General features: G+C 63.4%; 12 protein-coding genes. 10 read left to right on the forward strand and 2 right to left on the reverse strand.

What is annotated here, in order from left to right:
- Positions 1–165: 165 nt before the first annotated feature.
- Entirely contained in the window at positions 166–483 is a 318-nt protein-coding gene (locus BV82_RS15435; RefSeq protein WP_010223582.1) for a DUF7677 family protein, read from the forward strand.
- A gap of 171 nt (positions 484–654) precedes the next feature.
- Here BV82_RS15435 and BV82_RS15440 read toward each other — a convergent pair whose 3' ends face one another.
- Positions 655–1,089 (reverse strand): GFA family protein, encoded by a 435-nt coding sequence (locus BV82_RS15440; RefSeq protein ID WP_036995134.1) that lies wholly within the window; start codon positions 1,087–1,089, stop codon positions 655–657.
- 71 nt (positions 1,090–1,160) lie between these two features.
- Positions 1,161–2,102, reverse strand: coding sequence for a carbon-nitrogen hydrolase family protein (locus BV82_RS15445; RefSeq protein ID WP_026001360.1), 942 nt, complete (start codon positions 2,100–2,102; stop codon positions 1,161–1,163).
- Positions 2,103–2,205: 103 nt separating this feature from the next.
- Between BV82_RS15445 and BV82_RS15450 the strand changes: the two genes are divergently transcribed.
- From BV82_RS15450 to BV82_RS15490, 9 genes are all read left to right on the forward strand, one after another.
- Entirely contained in the window at positions 2,206–2,901 is a 696-nt protein-coding gene (locus tag BV82_RS15450) for a winged helix-turn-helix transcriptional regulator (protein ID WP_026001361.1), read from the forward strand.
- 205 nt (positions 2,902–3,106) lie between these two features.
- A complete protein-coding gene (locus BV82_RS15455; RefSeq protein WP_036995142.1) occupies positions 3,107–3,382 on the forward strand; it encodes a hypothetical protein in 276 nt (91 codons plus the stop codon).
- Positions 3,383–3,588: 206 nt separating this feature from the next.
- Entirely contained in the window at positions 3,589–5,631 is a 2,043-nt protein-coding gene (locus BV82_RS15460) for a TonB-dependent receptor plug domain-containing protein (RefSeq protein ID WP_010223587.1), read from the forward strand.
- Positions 5,618–6,919: an ABC transporter substrate-binding protein gene (locus BV82_RS15465; RefSeq protein WP_010223588.1), complete on the forward strand. Its 1,302-nt coding sequence runs from the start codon at positions 5,618–5,620 to the stop codon at positions 6,917–6,919. Before BV82_RS15460 ends, BV82_RS15465 begins: the two co-directional genes overlap by 14 nt.
- The gene (locus BV82_RS15470) at positions 6,916–8,247 is read left to right on the forward strand and encodes a di-heme oxidoreductase family protein (RefSeq protein WP_081839649.1); all 1,332 of its coding nucleotides are present in this window, start codon (positions 6,916–6,918) and stop codon (positions 8,245–8,247) included. Before BV82_RS15465 ends, BV82_RS15470 begins: the two co-directional genes overlap by 4 nt.
- A 186-nt stretch (positions 8,248–8,433) precedes the next feature.
- Positions 8,434–9,675 (forward strand): multidrug efflux RND transporter periplasmic adaptor subunit MexE, encoded by a 1,242-nt coding sequence (mexE, locus tag BV82_RS15475; protein ID WP_010223589.1) that lies wholly within the window; start codon positions 8,434–8,436, stop codon positions 9,673–9,675.
- A gap of 12 nt (positions 9,676–9,687) precedes the next feature.
- Positions 9,688–12,867: an efflux RND transporter permease subunit gene (locus BV82_RS15480; RefSeq protein ID WP_036995144.1), complete on the forward strand. Its 3,180-nt coding sequence runs from the start codon at positions 9,688–9,690 to the stop codon at positions 12,865–12,867.
- A complete protein-coding gene (locus BV82_RS15485; RefSeq protein WP_036995146.1) occupies positions 12,864–14,291 on the forward strand; it encodes an efflux transporter outer membrane subunit in 1,428 nt (475 codons plus the stop codon). Before BV82_RS15480 ends, BV82_RS15485 begins: the two co-directional genes overlap by 4 nt.
- A 254-nt stretch (positions 14,292–14,545) precedes the next feature.
- Complete coding sequence (locus BV82_RS15490) at positions 14,546–15,601, forward strand: tetratricopeptide repeat protein (RefSeq protein ID WP_010223592.1); 1,056 nt, start codon at positions 14,546–14,548, stop codon at positions 15,599–15,601.
- Positions 15,602–15,608 lie beyond the last annotated feature (7 nt).

Raw genomic sequence — 15,608 nt, forward strand, 5'->3', positions numbered from 1 at the left:
TACGGGAATGGGGTCTGTTACCGCTCTCTGCGCGGTATAAAATTGCCGCCTGGTACTGTTGTGTATTCTTAGAACCTGGTTAACGGTACAAACCATTTTTTTCGCTCGGGACGGGATATAACTCGCCCCTCAATCAAACCAGAATATTGGCTACGGAAAATTGACATGGAAAAGCTAAGTAATGACTTCAGCGGGGCACTCCGAACGTTTGCGTACTTCATGGCAAGTGGTACCCACTACATGCTAAAAAACGTGGAGTACCTGGATATTTATGGGTCAGAGCCAAGTGCAATTGAGATGGTGTTCGCGATATTTGCGAACGTGATAGAGATGGACAATGAAGGCAATGTACTCAATTTCACCCACGCCCAAAGGAGAGCGACTGACTACCTAAGATCCTACTGCGACCCATCTTTCAAAGTGACGCCACCTTTTGAAGACTGGGAAACCGAACTTTATGGGCCGCCCTCACTCGGACGCTAAGAACGGGTTAAGTCTATTGCGATAAAAACACCTATTGGAAATTTCTCACTTTTTACTGAACGACCGCATTTGGCCGTTTACTGCCCTTCGCAACAGGCAGCAAACGACCCTTAACGACCCGTCGCAGCGTCTATAAAACCGGGTCTACTGAAGTCCGTGACGGTACCAGCGCTATTCGTCCACGCTGACGCCCGATCCCCCTAATTCGCTAGGGACATCCCTCAGTTTGGGCAACCCGTCTTTGATCCGCAGCCTGGTCTCCTGATAGTGGACGTGAACGCCTGGCGAATACGCGAAATCCGGGATGACTGCGGCATACACGTCGATGAGCCCCATCTCCGGGTGTTCGGTGAAAATATGCCCGCCGCAACGCTTGCACCATTTGCGAGAACTCTGCGGTGTCTTGTTGTAGGTGCCAATGTTGTCAGCCCCCCGCGTTACTTGCAGCGCCTCGGGTTTCCACAGCGTGAAGGCATTGACCGGCGCTGCTGACCAATGTCGGCACGACTCGCAATGGCAATAGCCCATTGCCGCTGGCTCACCGCTGACGGTGAACTCGACTGCGCCGCAAAAACAACTGCCCTTGTAAGACTTTTGAATGCTCATGACATGACTCCTTGATCAGTTGTTACACACATCGCTGAGGTTGGAATGGACCGCCAGGGGGGCGGTTGGCTTCATCCGTCGATGAAGCGCACCGCTGTCGCCGGCGCGCGGCGCACCTGCAATTGGAAAATGTCAGGGCGCGCATAGTGCCCGGTGACGTCAAGCGTCCGCCGCGCTGGCGCCACGAGTGACACGTCGATGTCTGCATACAGAATGCCCGCCTCTCGGTGTAATGGACCGGCTGTGATCCGGCCTTGCGGGTTGACCACCACCGAGTCGCCGTCGTTGATCCACTCTTGCGGATCGGGAAACAGTTGCATGCGCGCCGGAAAGTCATCGGGAATGTCGCTGCCGCGCAACGCGGTGCCACTGCCGAGCACCCAGCATCGACCTTCGAGTGCAATGTGACGCATCGTGCTGATCCAGCCCTCGCCGGCGTCGTACGTGGGCGCGACGTAGATTTCCACGCCTTGGGCATACAATGTATAGCGCGCCAAGGGCATGTAGTTTTCCCAGCAGATGAGCGTACCAATGCGCCCGACGGGTGTATCGACCGTACGCAATCCGGACGCATCACCGAATCCATGGACCATGCGCTCGGGGTTCGTGGGCATCAGCTTGCGATGCCGGTTGAGCACTTCGCCGTTCGCACCGATAACGACTACGCTGTTGTAGAGCGTGCCGCCGCCATTACGCCGCTCGCATTCATTGATGCCGCATACGATGGTCACGGCATGGGCGCTGGCGGCCTCGCACAATTCGTTCAGGTCACCGTTGGCGATATCAACGGCGTTGGCCAGCAGACGCGTGTGCAACTGCCCCATCAAGGCCCCGTCCTTTCCCGCCGCCAGCCGCCAGATCCACGACGGGTAACCTGGAATGAACGATTCGGGTAAAACAATCAACGCGGCTCCGGCCGCCGCAGCCTCAGCAACTGATTGCACGGCTCGAGCGATCGTCGCGCTGCGATCGAGCAGCACGGGCGGCCGCTGAATGATGGCTATCATGGTCATGGCGTTCTCCTCGGGCGGTGGCTTTCGCAGGTTTCAGCGTGCACCTGGCGCAGTCGCGAGGCTAGTTCAGAATCTGAAGCGTTGTAGTTGCGGAGTACAGGCGATGGACGAAAGCTACGGTCAGTTCTGCACGGTCGCGCGCGGCGCTGAAGCACTGTGCGAGCGCTGGACACCTTTGGTCGTGCGCGAGCTGCTATGCGGCAGCAAGCGCTTCAATGAACTGCACCGCGGCGTACCACGGATGTCCACCAGCTTGCTGGCACAGCGGCTGCGCCACTTGGAAGATATCGGTGTCGTACATCGCACAGCCACAGGCAAAGTCTGGGAGTACAGCCTGACCGAGGCAGGCGAGGCATTGCGCCCCATCATAATGGCGCTAGGCCATTGGGGCGCCCGTTGGATAGGTAGTCGTCTTCGCGATGACGAGCTCGACGCGGGCCTGCTCATGTGGGACGTGCGCCGGTTCGCGCGCATCGAGATGTTCCCGTCCCGACCGGTGGTCATTCACTTCAGGTTCCGCGACGCGCGGTCCGGCGAGCAAGCGTGGTGGCTGGTGGTCGAACATGGTGTGGCAGATCTGTGCCGCGACGACCCCGGACGCGAACTCACGCTCGTCGTGGACTCTAGCGTGCGTGCATTGACCGAGGTGTGGACTGGCGACCGTACACCAAGGGAGGTTCTTCAGTCGCAAGAGCTGCGTGTGGACGGCGCTGTGCAGGATGCGCAAAACTTGTGGCGCTGGCTTGGCACAAGTGCGTTCGCCGGTACTCGGAGCGCTGCAATCCAGCCTTTGCAATAGCCATCGAGGAACGTACGCGTTCGACCGTCCGCTTTGAGCTGTGGATTCAACCGGTGAATGCAACACACAGGTCTACCCTGCTCTCTCAGGCCGAACGCTTTGCGCTCAAAATACCCGACAAACATTGTTGCCCACTGCCTATAATTGATCAGCACCGGGGCACACCCGGGTACAGCCCTCTTCGGCGGTCCGGACAGCCTTTGATATGAACAGCACCGTTTTCACCACCTGCCTGCTCGCCCTCTGCCTGGCGCTGCTGCCCGGCTGCTCGAGCAAACCCAAAGCCTCCTACCAGGCCGCCAACGCAGGGTCCAACTGCCACGCCAAAGCCGTGCCCAGCGCGGGTGAAGGCGGGCTGGCCTGGGGCGCGACCTTGCAGATCGCCCGGCAAAAATCCATGAACAACTGCATGCGCTATGCCGGGCGCTCGGGCGGCCTGCCGGCGACCTGCAAGGTGGTGCTGGCCGAGTGCAAGCGCTAGCCGAACCCAGCCTATGAGCAAAGCGCTATATTAATTTTTATATAGCGTTGTCAATTTCCACGCCTGCCTCTAGTATCTGCGGCGTTCTGCCGATGCGCGTGCCTGCTTGACCGATACGACCTGACTGCTCCGGGGAGGGAGCCGTCGGCCGTTTTGCGCCATTCGCTATATAACAAAATACATAACGATACCGATAAAGGAGCGCCATGAAGCCGTTCGCCCCGCCTACCCTGCTGCTCGCCCTGGCTGCCATCAGTGCCCAGGCCGCCCTGGCAGAGCAGAAAAAAACCTTCAGTCTCGGCGAAATCCAGATTGGCGCCCCGCAGGATGATGCCCTGGCAACCGGCAGCAGCGTCGTCGAGCTCGAAGACATGCGCCTGCACGACCGTGAAACCGTCGACCGCGCCCTGGCCCTGGCGCCCGGGGTGAACCTCGCCTATATGGGCGGGCGCGCCGAGCAGGTGGTGTATGTGCGTGGTTTTGACCGTCTGCAGGTACCGGTCTATATCGACGGCATCCCCACCTACGTACCCTACGACGGCAATATCGACCTGGGCCGCTTCACCACCTACGACCTGTCGCGCATCGAGGTGGCCAAGGGCTTTGCCTCATTGCTGTACGGCCCAAACACCCTGGGCGGTGCGATCAACCTGATTACCCGGCGGCCCACCGAGGCCTTCGAAGGTGAAGTGGGCGGCGGCCTGGAGCTGACCGACCACGGCAACGTCAACGCCTACCGCAGCTATGCCAACCTCGGCTCCAACCAGGGTGCCTGGTGGATGCAGGGCGGCGTGTCCTATGTTGACTATGACTACACGATGCTGCCGGACGACTTCGAGCCGAGCAACAATCAGCAAGGCAACGGCCGCCGCGAAAACAGCAACAAACGTGACGGCAAGTTCAGCTTCAAGCTCGGTTTTACCCCCAACGACACCGACGAGTACGTGCTCGGCTATGTCCAGCAGGCAGGCCGCAAGGGCCAGCCACCCTACGCCGGCGACCTGCCGGCAAGCGGCCAACGCAAACGCTGGTGGGAGTGGCCGCAATGGGACAAGACCAGCCTGTTCCTGGCCACCAACACCCGCTTCGGCGAGCACGGCCTGAAAACCCGGGTGTACCGCGACACCTTCAAGAACTCGCTGGAAAGCTTCGTCTACAACAACGGCAACCCTGGCGCGATGCAGCCGGGTTTTCCGAGCAAGTACGACGATGAGTCCACCGGCTTCTCGGTCGAAGGCGACCTGGCCCTGAGCCAAAGCAATCGCCTGGGCATCGCCTATCACTTCAAGGAAGACCTGCACCGCTCCCACGATGGCAGCGACCCGCAAACGCACTTTCGCGACCAGACCCAGTCCATCGCCCTGGAAGACACCCTGCGCCTGAACGAGATTTTCAGCGTGGTCGGCGGCGTCTCGTACAACTACCGCAAAAGCCTGGAGGCCGAGAACTTCGGCACCAACGCCGCGTCGCCGAGGGTCAAGACCCTGTATGACGAACCCACCGGCAGCGATGATGCGCTCAACAGCCAGTTGGGCCTGTTCATGAACACCGGCCCGCTGCTGAACATCGATCACAACGGCCAGGTGCGCCTGACCGTGGCGCGCAAGAGCCGCTTTGCGACCATCAAGGATCGCTACTCGACGCGCTTTGGCACGGTCATCCCCAGCCCCGACCTGAAATCCGAACGCGCCACCCATTACGAGCTGGGCTACAGCGGTGCGCTGGCGGCGCACTGGGCCCTGGATGCGGCGCTGTTCGTCAGTAACATCGAAGATTCCATCCAGCAGGTCACCGTCGCCCCGGTAGCCGGTTGCGCTGCACCGTGCGGGCAATACCAGAACATCGCCAAGGCGCGTAACCAGGGCGTTGAACTGGGCCTGCGCGGTGACCTGGGCAACTGGGAATTGAACACCAGCTACACCTACCTCGATCGCGAAAACCGCAGCAACCCCGAGTTGCACCCGATCGACACACCGCGCCACAACCTGTTCGCCTCGGCCAGCCTGAACCTCGATGCCTGGCGCCACACCGCCGGCGTCGAAGCCGCGTCGCGGCGCTACAACCTGTCCGATGGCAGCCAGATGAGCGGCGGTTACGCGGTGTACAACCTCAAGAGCGGCTACCGCTTCAGCAATGACCTGCGCATCGAGGCGGGCGTGCGCAACCTGTTCGACCGTCTTTATGCATACAGCGAGGGGTATCCGGAAATTGGCCGCAACTACTTCGTACAGTTCAATGTGCCGCTGTAAGGCCTGGCTGCTGGCGCTGGTGCTGGGCTCGGCCAGCTCACAAGCCGCAGCGCCGCAGCCGGTGGTGGTGTTGACCAGCTACCCCGAGGAGATGATGACGCGCTTCGAAGCGGCCTTCGAGCGCGCCAACCCCGGCTATCGCCTGCAGATCCTCTGGCGCCAGGGCTTCGATGCCCTGCCCTATTTGCGTCAAGCGGATCAAGGCGGTGTCGATGTGTACTGGGCGCCGTCACCGGGCAACTTCAGCCGATTGGCCAAGGATGCTGGCTGGCAGCCGCTGGGTGTCGACCTGCAAGGTTTGCCGCCACGCCTGGGTGGCATCGCCCTGCGCGATCGCGATGCGTGCTACCAGGCCACGGAACTCGCCGGTTACGGCTTTGCCATCAACCCGGGCGAATTGCACTCGCTGGGCCTGCGCGCCCCGCGGGACTGGCCGGACCTGCTCGATGCCCGCCTGCGCGGGCGCATCGCCCTGCCCGACCCGGCCCAGGTCGGCTTTGCCCCGGTGCTGCTGGACATCGTTCTGCAGGCCTACGGCTGGGATAAAGGCTGGGCACTGTGGAGCGAGCTCGCCGGGCAATCGCGGCTGGTCAGCCGCGGCGGCGCCCTGGTCAGTGACGAGGTGGCCAGCGGGCGCTCGGTGGTGGGGGTGTCGATCGACTTCTTCGTTGCCTCGGCGGTCAGCAACGGCCAGCCGGTCGAGTTCGTCTATCCCACCCATGGCGGCCTCAACCCGGCGCATATCGCCATCACCCGGACCGCCAAGCAGGTCGAGGGCGCCAGGGCCTTCGTGCGCTTTGTGTTGTCGCCCGAGGGGCAAACCCTGCTGGCCGATCCGGACATTCGCAAACTGCCGGTGCGCCCCGGCGTCTATGCGCAACTGCCGGCGGATTATCACGACCCCTTTGCCGCTGCACGCCAAGGTAGCTATGCCTACGCGAACGACAGTTCGCGCGAACGCCTGGCGCTGATCACCTCACTGTTTGAGCAATGGCTCGGCCAGCCCCATGAGCAACTCAGCGCCTTGTGGGCGCGGGTGCATGCCGGTGAAGCCCAGGGCCGTGACCTGACCGCCGTGCGCGAGTTCCTCAGCGTGCCGCCCATCGACGAGGATCAAGCCACCTCAGCCACGCTGCTGGCGCTGTTTGGCCAACGCCAGGATCACGGCATGCTGCGCCAGCCGGTCAGCGATCAGGATGCGCTGGGCCGTGAGGAAATCGCCTGGCAGTTCCATAGCGCCAGGCAACAGGCGCAAGCCGAGCGCCTGCTTGCGGCCATGGGCCTGTGAAGCGCTGCGGTCTCTGGCTGCTGTTTGGCGCACTGCTGAGCCTGAACGCAAGCGCCGAGCCTGCCGCCATCAACCGTGAGGCCTTCGCCCAACCCTTGCCAGGCCTGGATGACCCGCAGCAACGGGAGCGTTTCTTCCACGGCCGCAGCCTGTTCCGCCAGGCCTGGGTGATCACCCCCTCGCGGGACGAAGCGGTCGATGGCCTGGGGCCGTTGTACAACCGCATCAGTTGCATTGCCTGCCACCCGAAAAATGGTCGCGGGCAGGCACCTGCCAGCGAACACGAACCGCTGCGCACGCTGCTGGTCCGCCTCTCGCTGCCCGGGCGCGACGTCCATGGCGGGCCACTGCCGCATCCGGCCTATGGCGATCAGCTCAACGAGTCGGGGATTCCCGGTGTGGCCGGTGAAGGCCGGGCGCATGTCCGCTGGCAAGAGCAGTTTGTGACCCTGGCGGATGCTGAGCGCATCGGCCTGCGTTCGCCACGGCTGAGCTTCAGCGAGCTGAGCTATGGTCCGTTGGATAACGTGTACACCTCGATGCGGGTCGGCTCACCGGTGTTCGGCCTGGGCCTGCTCGAAGCCATCGAGGCCAGCACCCTGCAAGCGCTGGCCGACGCCCCCAAGCCTGATGGCGTGAAGGGCCGCGTCAACCAGGTGTGGAGCGTCGAGCGCCAACGCCTTGAGCCCGGGCGCTTCGGCCTCAAATCCAACCAGCCGGACCTGCGTCAGCAGATTGCCAGCGCCCTGCACGGTGATCTGGGGATTACCTCGGCGCTGTACCCTGAACAGAACTGCACGGCGTTGCAACAGGACTGTCGCCAGGCGGTCAGTGGCGGTGAGCCGGAGCTCGATGCCGTGCAACTGGGCGACCTGCACTTCTACCTCGCGCATCTGGCGCCACCGCCGCGGCGAGGCCTGGACAATCCCGAGGTGCAGCGTGGCGAGCGGCTGTTCAATGAAGCGGGATGCACCCAGTGCCACCGCCCGCACCTGAGCACAGGGCAGCATCCGCTGTACCCGCTGTTGTCAGCGCGCCAGATCGAGCCCTACAGCGACCTGTTGCTGCATGACATGGGCCCGGGCCTGGCCGATGGCCGTGACGATTACCTGGCCACCGGCCGCGAGTGGCGTACCCCGCCGCTGTGGGGGCTGGGGCTGATCGAGCGGATCAACCCTGGCGCCGGCTACCTGCATGACGGCCGCGCGCGTACGCTTGAGGAGGCGGTGTTGTGGCATGGTGGTGAAGGGGCTGTGGCGCGGGAGCGGTTCAAGGCGCTGCTGGCTGAGGATCGCCGGGCGTTGCGAGCGTTTTTGCGGTCGCTGTAATTTCAATCGCGGGTCAAGCCCGCTCCCACAGGATTGATGCAGGCCTGTAGGAGCGGGCTTGACCCGCGATGAGGCCAGATGCCCTCATATCATTCCCAATGATAATAACCTTCGCCCCATTCGATTCGTCGTTAATAGTTCCAGATCGCAGAATCCGCCCACTATCAATAAATTGGCGGACTCCCCATGGAACAGTCACTCAAACCTTTGCGTTACCCCCTTGCTCTATTGGCTGTAGTGGTGATGAGTGCCTGCGGTCGCACCCCGGAGGCCGTGCAGGCACCGGCAGCGACCAAGGTCAGCGTGGCCAAGGTTCTGGAACAACCGATCAACGAATGGGACGAGTTCACCGGCCGCCTGGAAGCGCCGGAAACCGTCGAGGTGCGCCCGCGCGTCTCCGGGCAGATCGACCAGGTGGCCTTCACCGAAGGCGCCCAGGTGAAAAAAGGCGATCTGTTGTTCCAGATCGACCCACGTCCGTTCCAGGCTGAGGTCCGCCGCCTCGAAGCCCAACTGCAACAAGCCCGCGCCACCGCCATCCGCAGTGAAAACGAAGCCCAACGTGGCGAGCGCCTGCGCAGCAGCAACGCGATTTCCGCCGAGCTTGCCGAATCGCGCACCAGCGCCGCCGCCGAAGCCCGCGCCGGAGTTGCCGCAATCCAGGCCCAGCTCGACCTGGCCCGCCTGAACCTGAGCTTTACCCGCGTGACCGCGCCGATCAGCGGCCGGGTCAGTCGTGCCCAGTTCACTGCCGGCAACATCGTCACTGCCGACGTGACGCCGCTGACCAGCGTGGTCTCCACCGACAAGGTCTACGCCTACTTCGACGCCGACGAGCGCGTGTACCTCAAGTACACCCAGCTGGCGCGCGATGGCCAGCGCGGCCAGAGCACCCCGGTGTACCTGGGCCTGTCCAACGAAAGCGGCAACCCGCACCTGGGGCAGATGAACTTCGTCGACAACCAGGTCAACCCCAAGACCGGCACCATCCGTGGCCGCGCGGTGTTCGACAACACGGATGGCCAGTTCACCCCGGGCCTGTATGCGCGCCTGAAGCTGGTCGGCAGCGCCACCTACTCGGCGGTGCTGATCAACGATGAAGCGGTGGGCACCGACCTTGGCAAGAAGTTCGTGCTGGTCATGGACAAGGACAACAAGGCCGCCTACCGCGCCGTGGAGCTGGGGCCGAAGCTCGAAGGCCTGCGCATTGTGCGCAACGGCCTGAGCAAGGATGACCGCATCGTGGTCAAGGGCCTGCAACGGGTACGCCCGGGCTCGCCGGTCGACCCGCAGGACACGCCAATGGCCAGTGACGCAACCATCGCCGCCCTCGCCCAACAACGTCAGGCACTCGAAGCCAGCACCCAGGGCAAGGTCGTGGTCAACCCCAGCGTAAAACTCGCCAGTGCCTCGGCACCGCGCGGTTAAGGGATCAGTCCGATGAATTTTTCCAAGTTTTTTATTACCCGGCCGATTTTCGCCGCGGTGCTGTCGCTGCTGATCCTGATCGCCGGCAGCATCTCGCTGTTCCAGCTGCCGATCAGCGAATACCCGGAAGTGGTGCCGCCCACCGTGGTGGTGCGCGCCAACTTCCCCGGCGCCAACCCCAAAGTGATCGGCGAGACCGTCGCCGCGCCGCTTGAGCAGGCGATTACCGGGGTGGAGAACATGCTCTACATGTCCTCGCAGTCCACCGCCGACGGCAAGCTGACCCTGACCATCACCTTTGCCCTGGGCACTGACCTGGACAACGCCCAGGTGCAGGTGCAGAACCGCGTGACCCGCACCCAGCCCAAGCTGCCCGAGGAGGTGACGCGCATCGGTATCACCGTCGACAAGGCCTCGCCCGACCTGACCATGGTCGTGCACCTGACCTCGCCGGACAACCGTTACGACATGCTCTACCTGTCCAACTACGCCATCCTTAACATCAAGGACGAACTGGCCCGCCTGGGCGGTGTCGGTGACGTGCAGCTGTTCGGCATGGGCGACTACTCGCTGCGGGTCTGGCTCGACCCGAACAAGACCGCCTCGCGCAACCTGACCGCCAGCGACGTGGTTGCGGCCATTCGCGAGCAGAACCGCCAGGTGGCTGCCGGCCAACTGGGTGCGCCGCCTGCGCCAGGGGCCACCAGCTTCCAGCTGTCGGTCAACACCCAGGGCCGCCTGGTCAGTGAGGAAGAGTTCGAGAACATCATCATTCGCTCGGGTGCCGATGGCGAAATCACTCGCCTGAAAGACATTGCCCGGGTCGAGCTCGGCTCCAGCCAGTACGCCCTGCGTTCGCTGCTGAACAACCAGCCGGCGGTGGCCATCCCGATCTTCCAGCGTCCTGGCTCCAACGCCATCGAGATCTCCGACGAGGTCCGGGGGAAAATGGCCGAGCTGAAGAAGGACTTCCCCGAAGGCATGGACTACAGCATCGTCTATGACCCGACGGTGTTCGTCCGCGGCTCGATCGAAGCGGTGGTGCATACCCTGTTCGAGGCGCTGATCCTGGTGGTGCTGGTGGTCATCCTGTTCCTGCAGACCTGGCGCGCCTCGATCATCCCGTTGGTGGCCGTGCCGGTATCCTTGATCGGTACCTTCGCGGTCATGCACCTGTTCGGCTTCTCGCTCAACGCCCTGTCGCTGTTCGGCCTGGTACTGGCCATCGGGATCGTGGTCGACGACGCCATCGTTGTGGTGGAGAACGTCGAACGTAACATCGGCCTGGGCCTCAAGCCCCTGGAAGCCACGCAAAAGGCCATGAGCGAAGTGACCGGGCCGATCATCGCCACGGCGCTGGTGCTGTGCGCGGTGTTCGTGCCGGCAGCGTTCATTTCCGGCCTTACCGGGCAGTTCTACAAGCAGTTCGCCCTGACCATCGCCATTTCGACGGTGATCTCGGCCTTCAACTCCCTGACCCTGTCGCCGGCCCTGGCCGCGGTACTGCTCAAGGAGCATCACGCACCGAAGGACCGCTTCTCGAAAGTACTCGAACGCCTGCTCGGTGGCTGGCTGTTCGGCCCGTTCAACCGCTTCTTCGACCGTGCCAGCCATGGCTACGTCGGCGCGGTCGGCCGGGTCATCCGCAGCAGCGGCATCGCCCTGTTCGTCTATGGCGGCCTGATCATCATGACCTGGCTGGGCTTCTCCTCGACGCCGACCGGTTTCGTCCCGGCGCAAGACAAGCAGTACCTGGTGGCCTTCGCGCAACTGCCGGATGCCGCCAGCCTCGACCGCACGGAGGCGGTGATCAAGAAGATGAGCGAGATCGCCCTCAAGCAACCCGGCGTAGCCGACTCGGTGGCCTTCCCGGGCCTGTCGATCAACGGCTTCACCAACAGCCCGAACAGCGGCATCGTGTTCACCCCGCTCAAGCCGTTCGATGAGCGCAAGGACCCGAGCCAGTCGGCCGCCGCGATTGCCGCCGCACTGAACGCGCAGTTCGCCGACATCGAAGACGCCTACATTGCGATCTTCCCGCCGCCGCCGGTACAGGGGCTGGGCACCATCGGTGGTTTCCGCCTGCAGATCGAAGACCGTGGCAACCTGGGTTATGAAGCGCTGTACAAGGAAACCCAGAACATCATCGCCAAGAGCCACAACGTGCCGGAACTGGCCGGGCTGTTCACCAGCTACCAGGTCAACGTGCCACAGGTCGATGCCGCCATCGACCGCGAGAAGGCCAAGACCCACGGTGTCGCCATCAGCGATATCTTCGACACCCTGCAGATCTACCTGGGTTCGTTGTACGCCAACGACTTCAACCGCTTTGGCCGCACCTACCAGGTCAACGTCCAGGCCGAGCAGCAGTTCCGCCTCGAAGCCGAGCAGATCGGCCAGCTCAAGGTGCGCAACAACCAGGGCGAGATGATCCCGCTGGCGACCTTCATCAAGGTCAGTGACACCTCGGGGCCGGACCGTGTCATGCACTACAACGGCTTCATCACCGCCGAGATCAATGGTGCCGCAGCGCCCGGCTACAGTTCCGGGCAAGCGGAAAAGGCCATCGAGAAGCTGCTCAAGGAAGAACTGCCCAACGGCATGACCTTCGAATGGACGGAGCTTACCTACCAGCAGATCCTCGCCGGTAACACCGCGCTGTTCGTCTTCCCGCTCTGCGTGCTGCTGGCCTTCCTGGTGCTGGCCGCCCAGTACGAAAGCTGGAGCCTGCCGCTGGCGGTGATCCTGATCGTGCCGATGACCCTGCTGTCGGCGATCACCGGGGTGATCCTGTCCGGTGGCGACAACAACATCTTCACCCAGATCGGCTTGATCGTACTGGTGGGGCTGGCGTGCAAGAACGCCATCCTGATCGTCGAGTTCGCCAAGGACAAACAGGCCGAAGGCCTCGACCCGCTGGCCGCGGTACTGGAAGCCTGCCGCCTGCGTCTGCGGCCGATCCTGATGACCTCGATCGCCTTCATCATGGGTGTGGTGCCGCTGGTGTTCTCTTCCGGTGCCGGTGCCGAAATGCGTCATGCCATGGGTGTGGCGGTGTTCTCCGGGATGATCGGGGTGACCTTCTTCGGTCTGCTGCTGACGCCGGTGTTCTTTGTCCTGATCCGCCGTTACGTGGAACGCAGCCAGGCCCGCAAAGCGGCGCGTGCGCTGAAGCTGGAGACTCATGCATGAACCGCAGTGTGAAACTCTTTATGCCCAGCCTGCTGGTCCTGGCCCTGGCCGCGTGTGCGGTGGGCCCGGACTACAAGGCCCCGGATACCGCAGCGGCGCAACTGAGCGCCGCCAACGAGCCGAGCGCCAAGGCTACATTCGACCGCAGCCGCTTCGAAAGCATCTGGTGGAAGCAGTTCGACGACCCGGTGCTGAACACGCTGGTCAGCCAGTCGCTGGACGGCAACCGTGAACTGCGCGTGGCCTTCGCCCGGCTGAAAGCGGCGCGGGCGATTCGCGACGATGTCAGCAACGACGCCCTGCCAACGGTGACCAGCCGTGCCAGCAGCGACCTGGGCAAGGGCCAGGTCCCCGGCCAGACCGAGGACCGGGTCAACAGCGAACGCTACGACCTGGGCCTGGACATGGCCTGGGAACTGGACCTGTTCGGCCGTATCCAGCGCCAGCTGGAAGCCAGCGAAGCCGAGCAGGATGCCGCCCAGGCCGACCTGCAGCAGTTGCAGGTCAGCCTGATCGCCGAGCTGGTCGACGCCTACGGCCAGCTACGCGGTGCACAGTTGCGCGAGAAGATCGCCCTGGCCAACCTCAAGACCCAGCAGGATTCGCGTGGCATTACCGAAACCCTGCGCGACGCCGGGGTCGGCAACGACCTTGACGTGGTGCGTGCCGATGCCCGCCTGGCGGCGGTCGAAGCCAGCGTGCCGCAACTGCAGGCCGAACAGGTGCGGGCGCGCAACCGCATCGCCACCCTGCTCGGCCAGCGCCCGGACACCCTGGCGGTGGACCTGTCACCGGCGCAACTGCCGGCCATTGCCAAAGCGCTGCCGGTGGGTGACCCGGGCGAGCTGCTCAAGCGCCGCCCGGATATCCGCAGCGCCGAACGCCAACTGGCCGCCGCCACCGCCAACATCGGCGTGGCCACGGCCGACCTGTTCCCACGGGTCAGCCTCAGCGGCTTCCTGGGCTTTACCGCCGGGCGCGGTTCGCAACTGGGCTCGTCAGCCGCCAAAGCCTGGGCCCTGGGCCCGAGCATTACCTGGGCGGCCTTTGACCTGGGCAGCGTGCGCGCCCGTTTGCGCGGCGCCAATGCCGATGCCGAGGGCGCGCTCGCCAACTATGAACAGCAGGTGCTGCTGGCCCTGGAAGAGTCGGAAAACGCCTTCAGCGACTACAGCAAACGTCAGCAACGCCTGCTGGCCCTGCTGCGCCAGAGCGAAGCCAGCCGCAAGGCGGCGGAGCTGGCTTCGATTCGCTACCGTGAAGGTACGGTCGATTACCTGGTGCTGCTCGACGCCGAACGCGAACGCCTGAGCGCCGAAGACGCCCAGGCCCAGGGTGAAGTCGACCTGTACCGCGGCATTGTCGCCATCTACAAGGCCCTCGGTGGTGGCTGGCAGGCCGAGAGCGTGGCGGCGGTGAACTGATTCAATAGCTCCTTTGGTTGGTTTCTGACCGGCCTTTTGCCCCGCTGGCTCACGCTGGCGGGGCTTTTTTGTGTCTGACGATTCCAGGGGCTGCTTTGCAGCCCATCGCTGGCAAGGCCAGCTCCCACAGGTGCTGCATACGCTGGACCTTGCCGGCGATGCAGTCAGCGCATAACCACGCTTTGCATTTGACGCCACCGGCCCTCGTGACCCAAGCTCAACCCTTTGCAACCGCGACACGCTTCGGATTCACCATGTCGAAACAGCGCCAGTACACGTTCATCAGCCTGACCCTGCTCATCATCCTGGGCCTTGGTGGCTATTTCTGGCGTGACGACAGCCCGGCACCGGCACCGGCCCTCAAGCACAGCTACACCAAGGCACTGACCATGGCCCATGACGGCCAGCCAGGCGCTGCACGGGTGCTTTACCAGCAACTGGGGCGCGCTGACCTGTCGCCTATCCGCCGCGCCAGCCTGTACGCCGAACTGCCCAACTACCCCTCGCCCCTGGCCCTGAAACTGGCCAGCCGCGACCTGCAGCACGACGATCCGCTGGTGCGCCGCGCCGCCATTGCCAGCATTCAGGCGATGCTGCCCGGCGCCCAGCGCAGCCTGGTACTCGGCCCCTTGCTCGACGATGACGAGCAAAGTGTGCGTTTCGCGGTGGTCGATGCCTTGCTCGGGCTGGGCCCGGATGACATTGGCCTGTACTTTGGCCCGCTGCAGGAGGTGCTGGAGCAGTATCAGCAGGTCTTGGCCCGGCGTGACGACGATGCCAGCGCGCAGTTGCACCTGGCTCAGCTGTACCTGCACGAAAACAGCTACCAGGAGGCCGCACAAGCACTGCAGCGCACCTTGCAACTGGCCCCGGACAATCTCGATGCACTGGCCGCCCAGGTCCAGTTGCTGGAGCGCCAGAATCAGACCGATGCCTCGCGCCAGGTGTTGGCCAAGGCCTTGCAACAACGCCCGGGTTCAGCCTTCCTGCAACATGAACTGGGCCGCTGGCTGCTGCGCCATGGCCAGGACGAGTACGCCCTGCTGGCCTTCGCCCGGGCCCTGGAGCTGGAACCGGAGAACAACGACTACCGCTACACCCTGGCCACCAGCCTGCACCAGCTGGAGCAGGTCGATGCCGCACAAAAACAGCTGGAGACCATCCTTGCCCGGCAACCGGCCAATCGCAAGGCGCGGGTGCTGCTGATCGAGTACTGGAAAGAAACCGGCCAACTGCAGAATGTGCAGGTATTGCTGGCCCAGCTGGAACAGCAGAACCCGGACGACCCGCTGGTGCAACAAGGTCTTTGACCCGCTT

The organism is Pseudomonas donghuensis (assembly GCF_000696345.2).
GTDB classification, from domain to species: domain Bacteria; phylum Pseudomonadota; class Gammaproteobacteria; order Pseudomonadales; family Pseudomonadaceae; genus Aquipseudomonas; species Aquipseudomonas donghuensis.

Coding starts and splice junctions, on each gene's coding strand:
- BV82_RS15435 (WP_010223582.1), top strand. CDS start 166: ATGGAAAAGCTAAGTAATGACTTCAGCGGGGCACTCCGAACGTTTGCG.
- BV82_RS15440 (WP_036995134.1), bottom strand. CDS start 1,089: ATGAGCATTCAAAAGTCTTACAAGGGCAGTTGTTTTTGCGGCGCAGTC.
- BV82_RS15445 (WP_026001360.1), bottom strand. CDS start 2,102: ATGACCATGATAGCCATCATTCAGCGGCCGCCCGTGCTGCTCGATCGC.
- BV82_RS15450 (WP_026001361.1), top strand. CDS start 2,206: ATGGACGAAAGCTACGGTCAGTTCTGCACGGTCGCGCGCGGCGCTGAA.
- BV82_RS15455 (WP_036995142.1), top strand. CDS start 3,107: ATGAACAGCACCGTTTTCACCACCTGCCTGCTCGCCCTCTGCCTGGCG.
- BV82_RS15460 (WP_010223587.1), top strand. CDS start 3,589: ATGAAGCCGTTCGCCCCGCCTACCCTGCTGCTCGCCCTGGCTGCCATC.
- BV82_RS15465 (WP_010223588.1), top strand. CDS start 5,618: ATGTGCCGCTGTAAGGCCTGGCTGCTGGCGCTGGTGCTGGGCTCGGCC.
- mexE (WP_010223589.1), top strand. CDS start 8,434: ATGGAACAGTCACTCAAACCTTTGCGTTACCCCCTTGCTCTATTGGCT.
- BV82_RS15480 (WP_036995144.1), top strand. CDS start 9,688: ATGAATTTTTCCAAGTTTTTTATTACCCGGCCGATTTTCGCCGCGGTG.
- BV82_RS15485 (WP_036995146.1), top strand. CDS start 12,864: ATGAACCGCAGTGTGAAACTCTTTATGCCCAGCCTGCTGGTCCTGGCC.
- BV82_RS15490 (WP_010223592.1), top strand. CDS start 14,546: ATGTCGAAACAGCGCCAGTACACGTTCATCAGCCTGACCCTGCTCATC.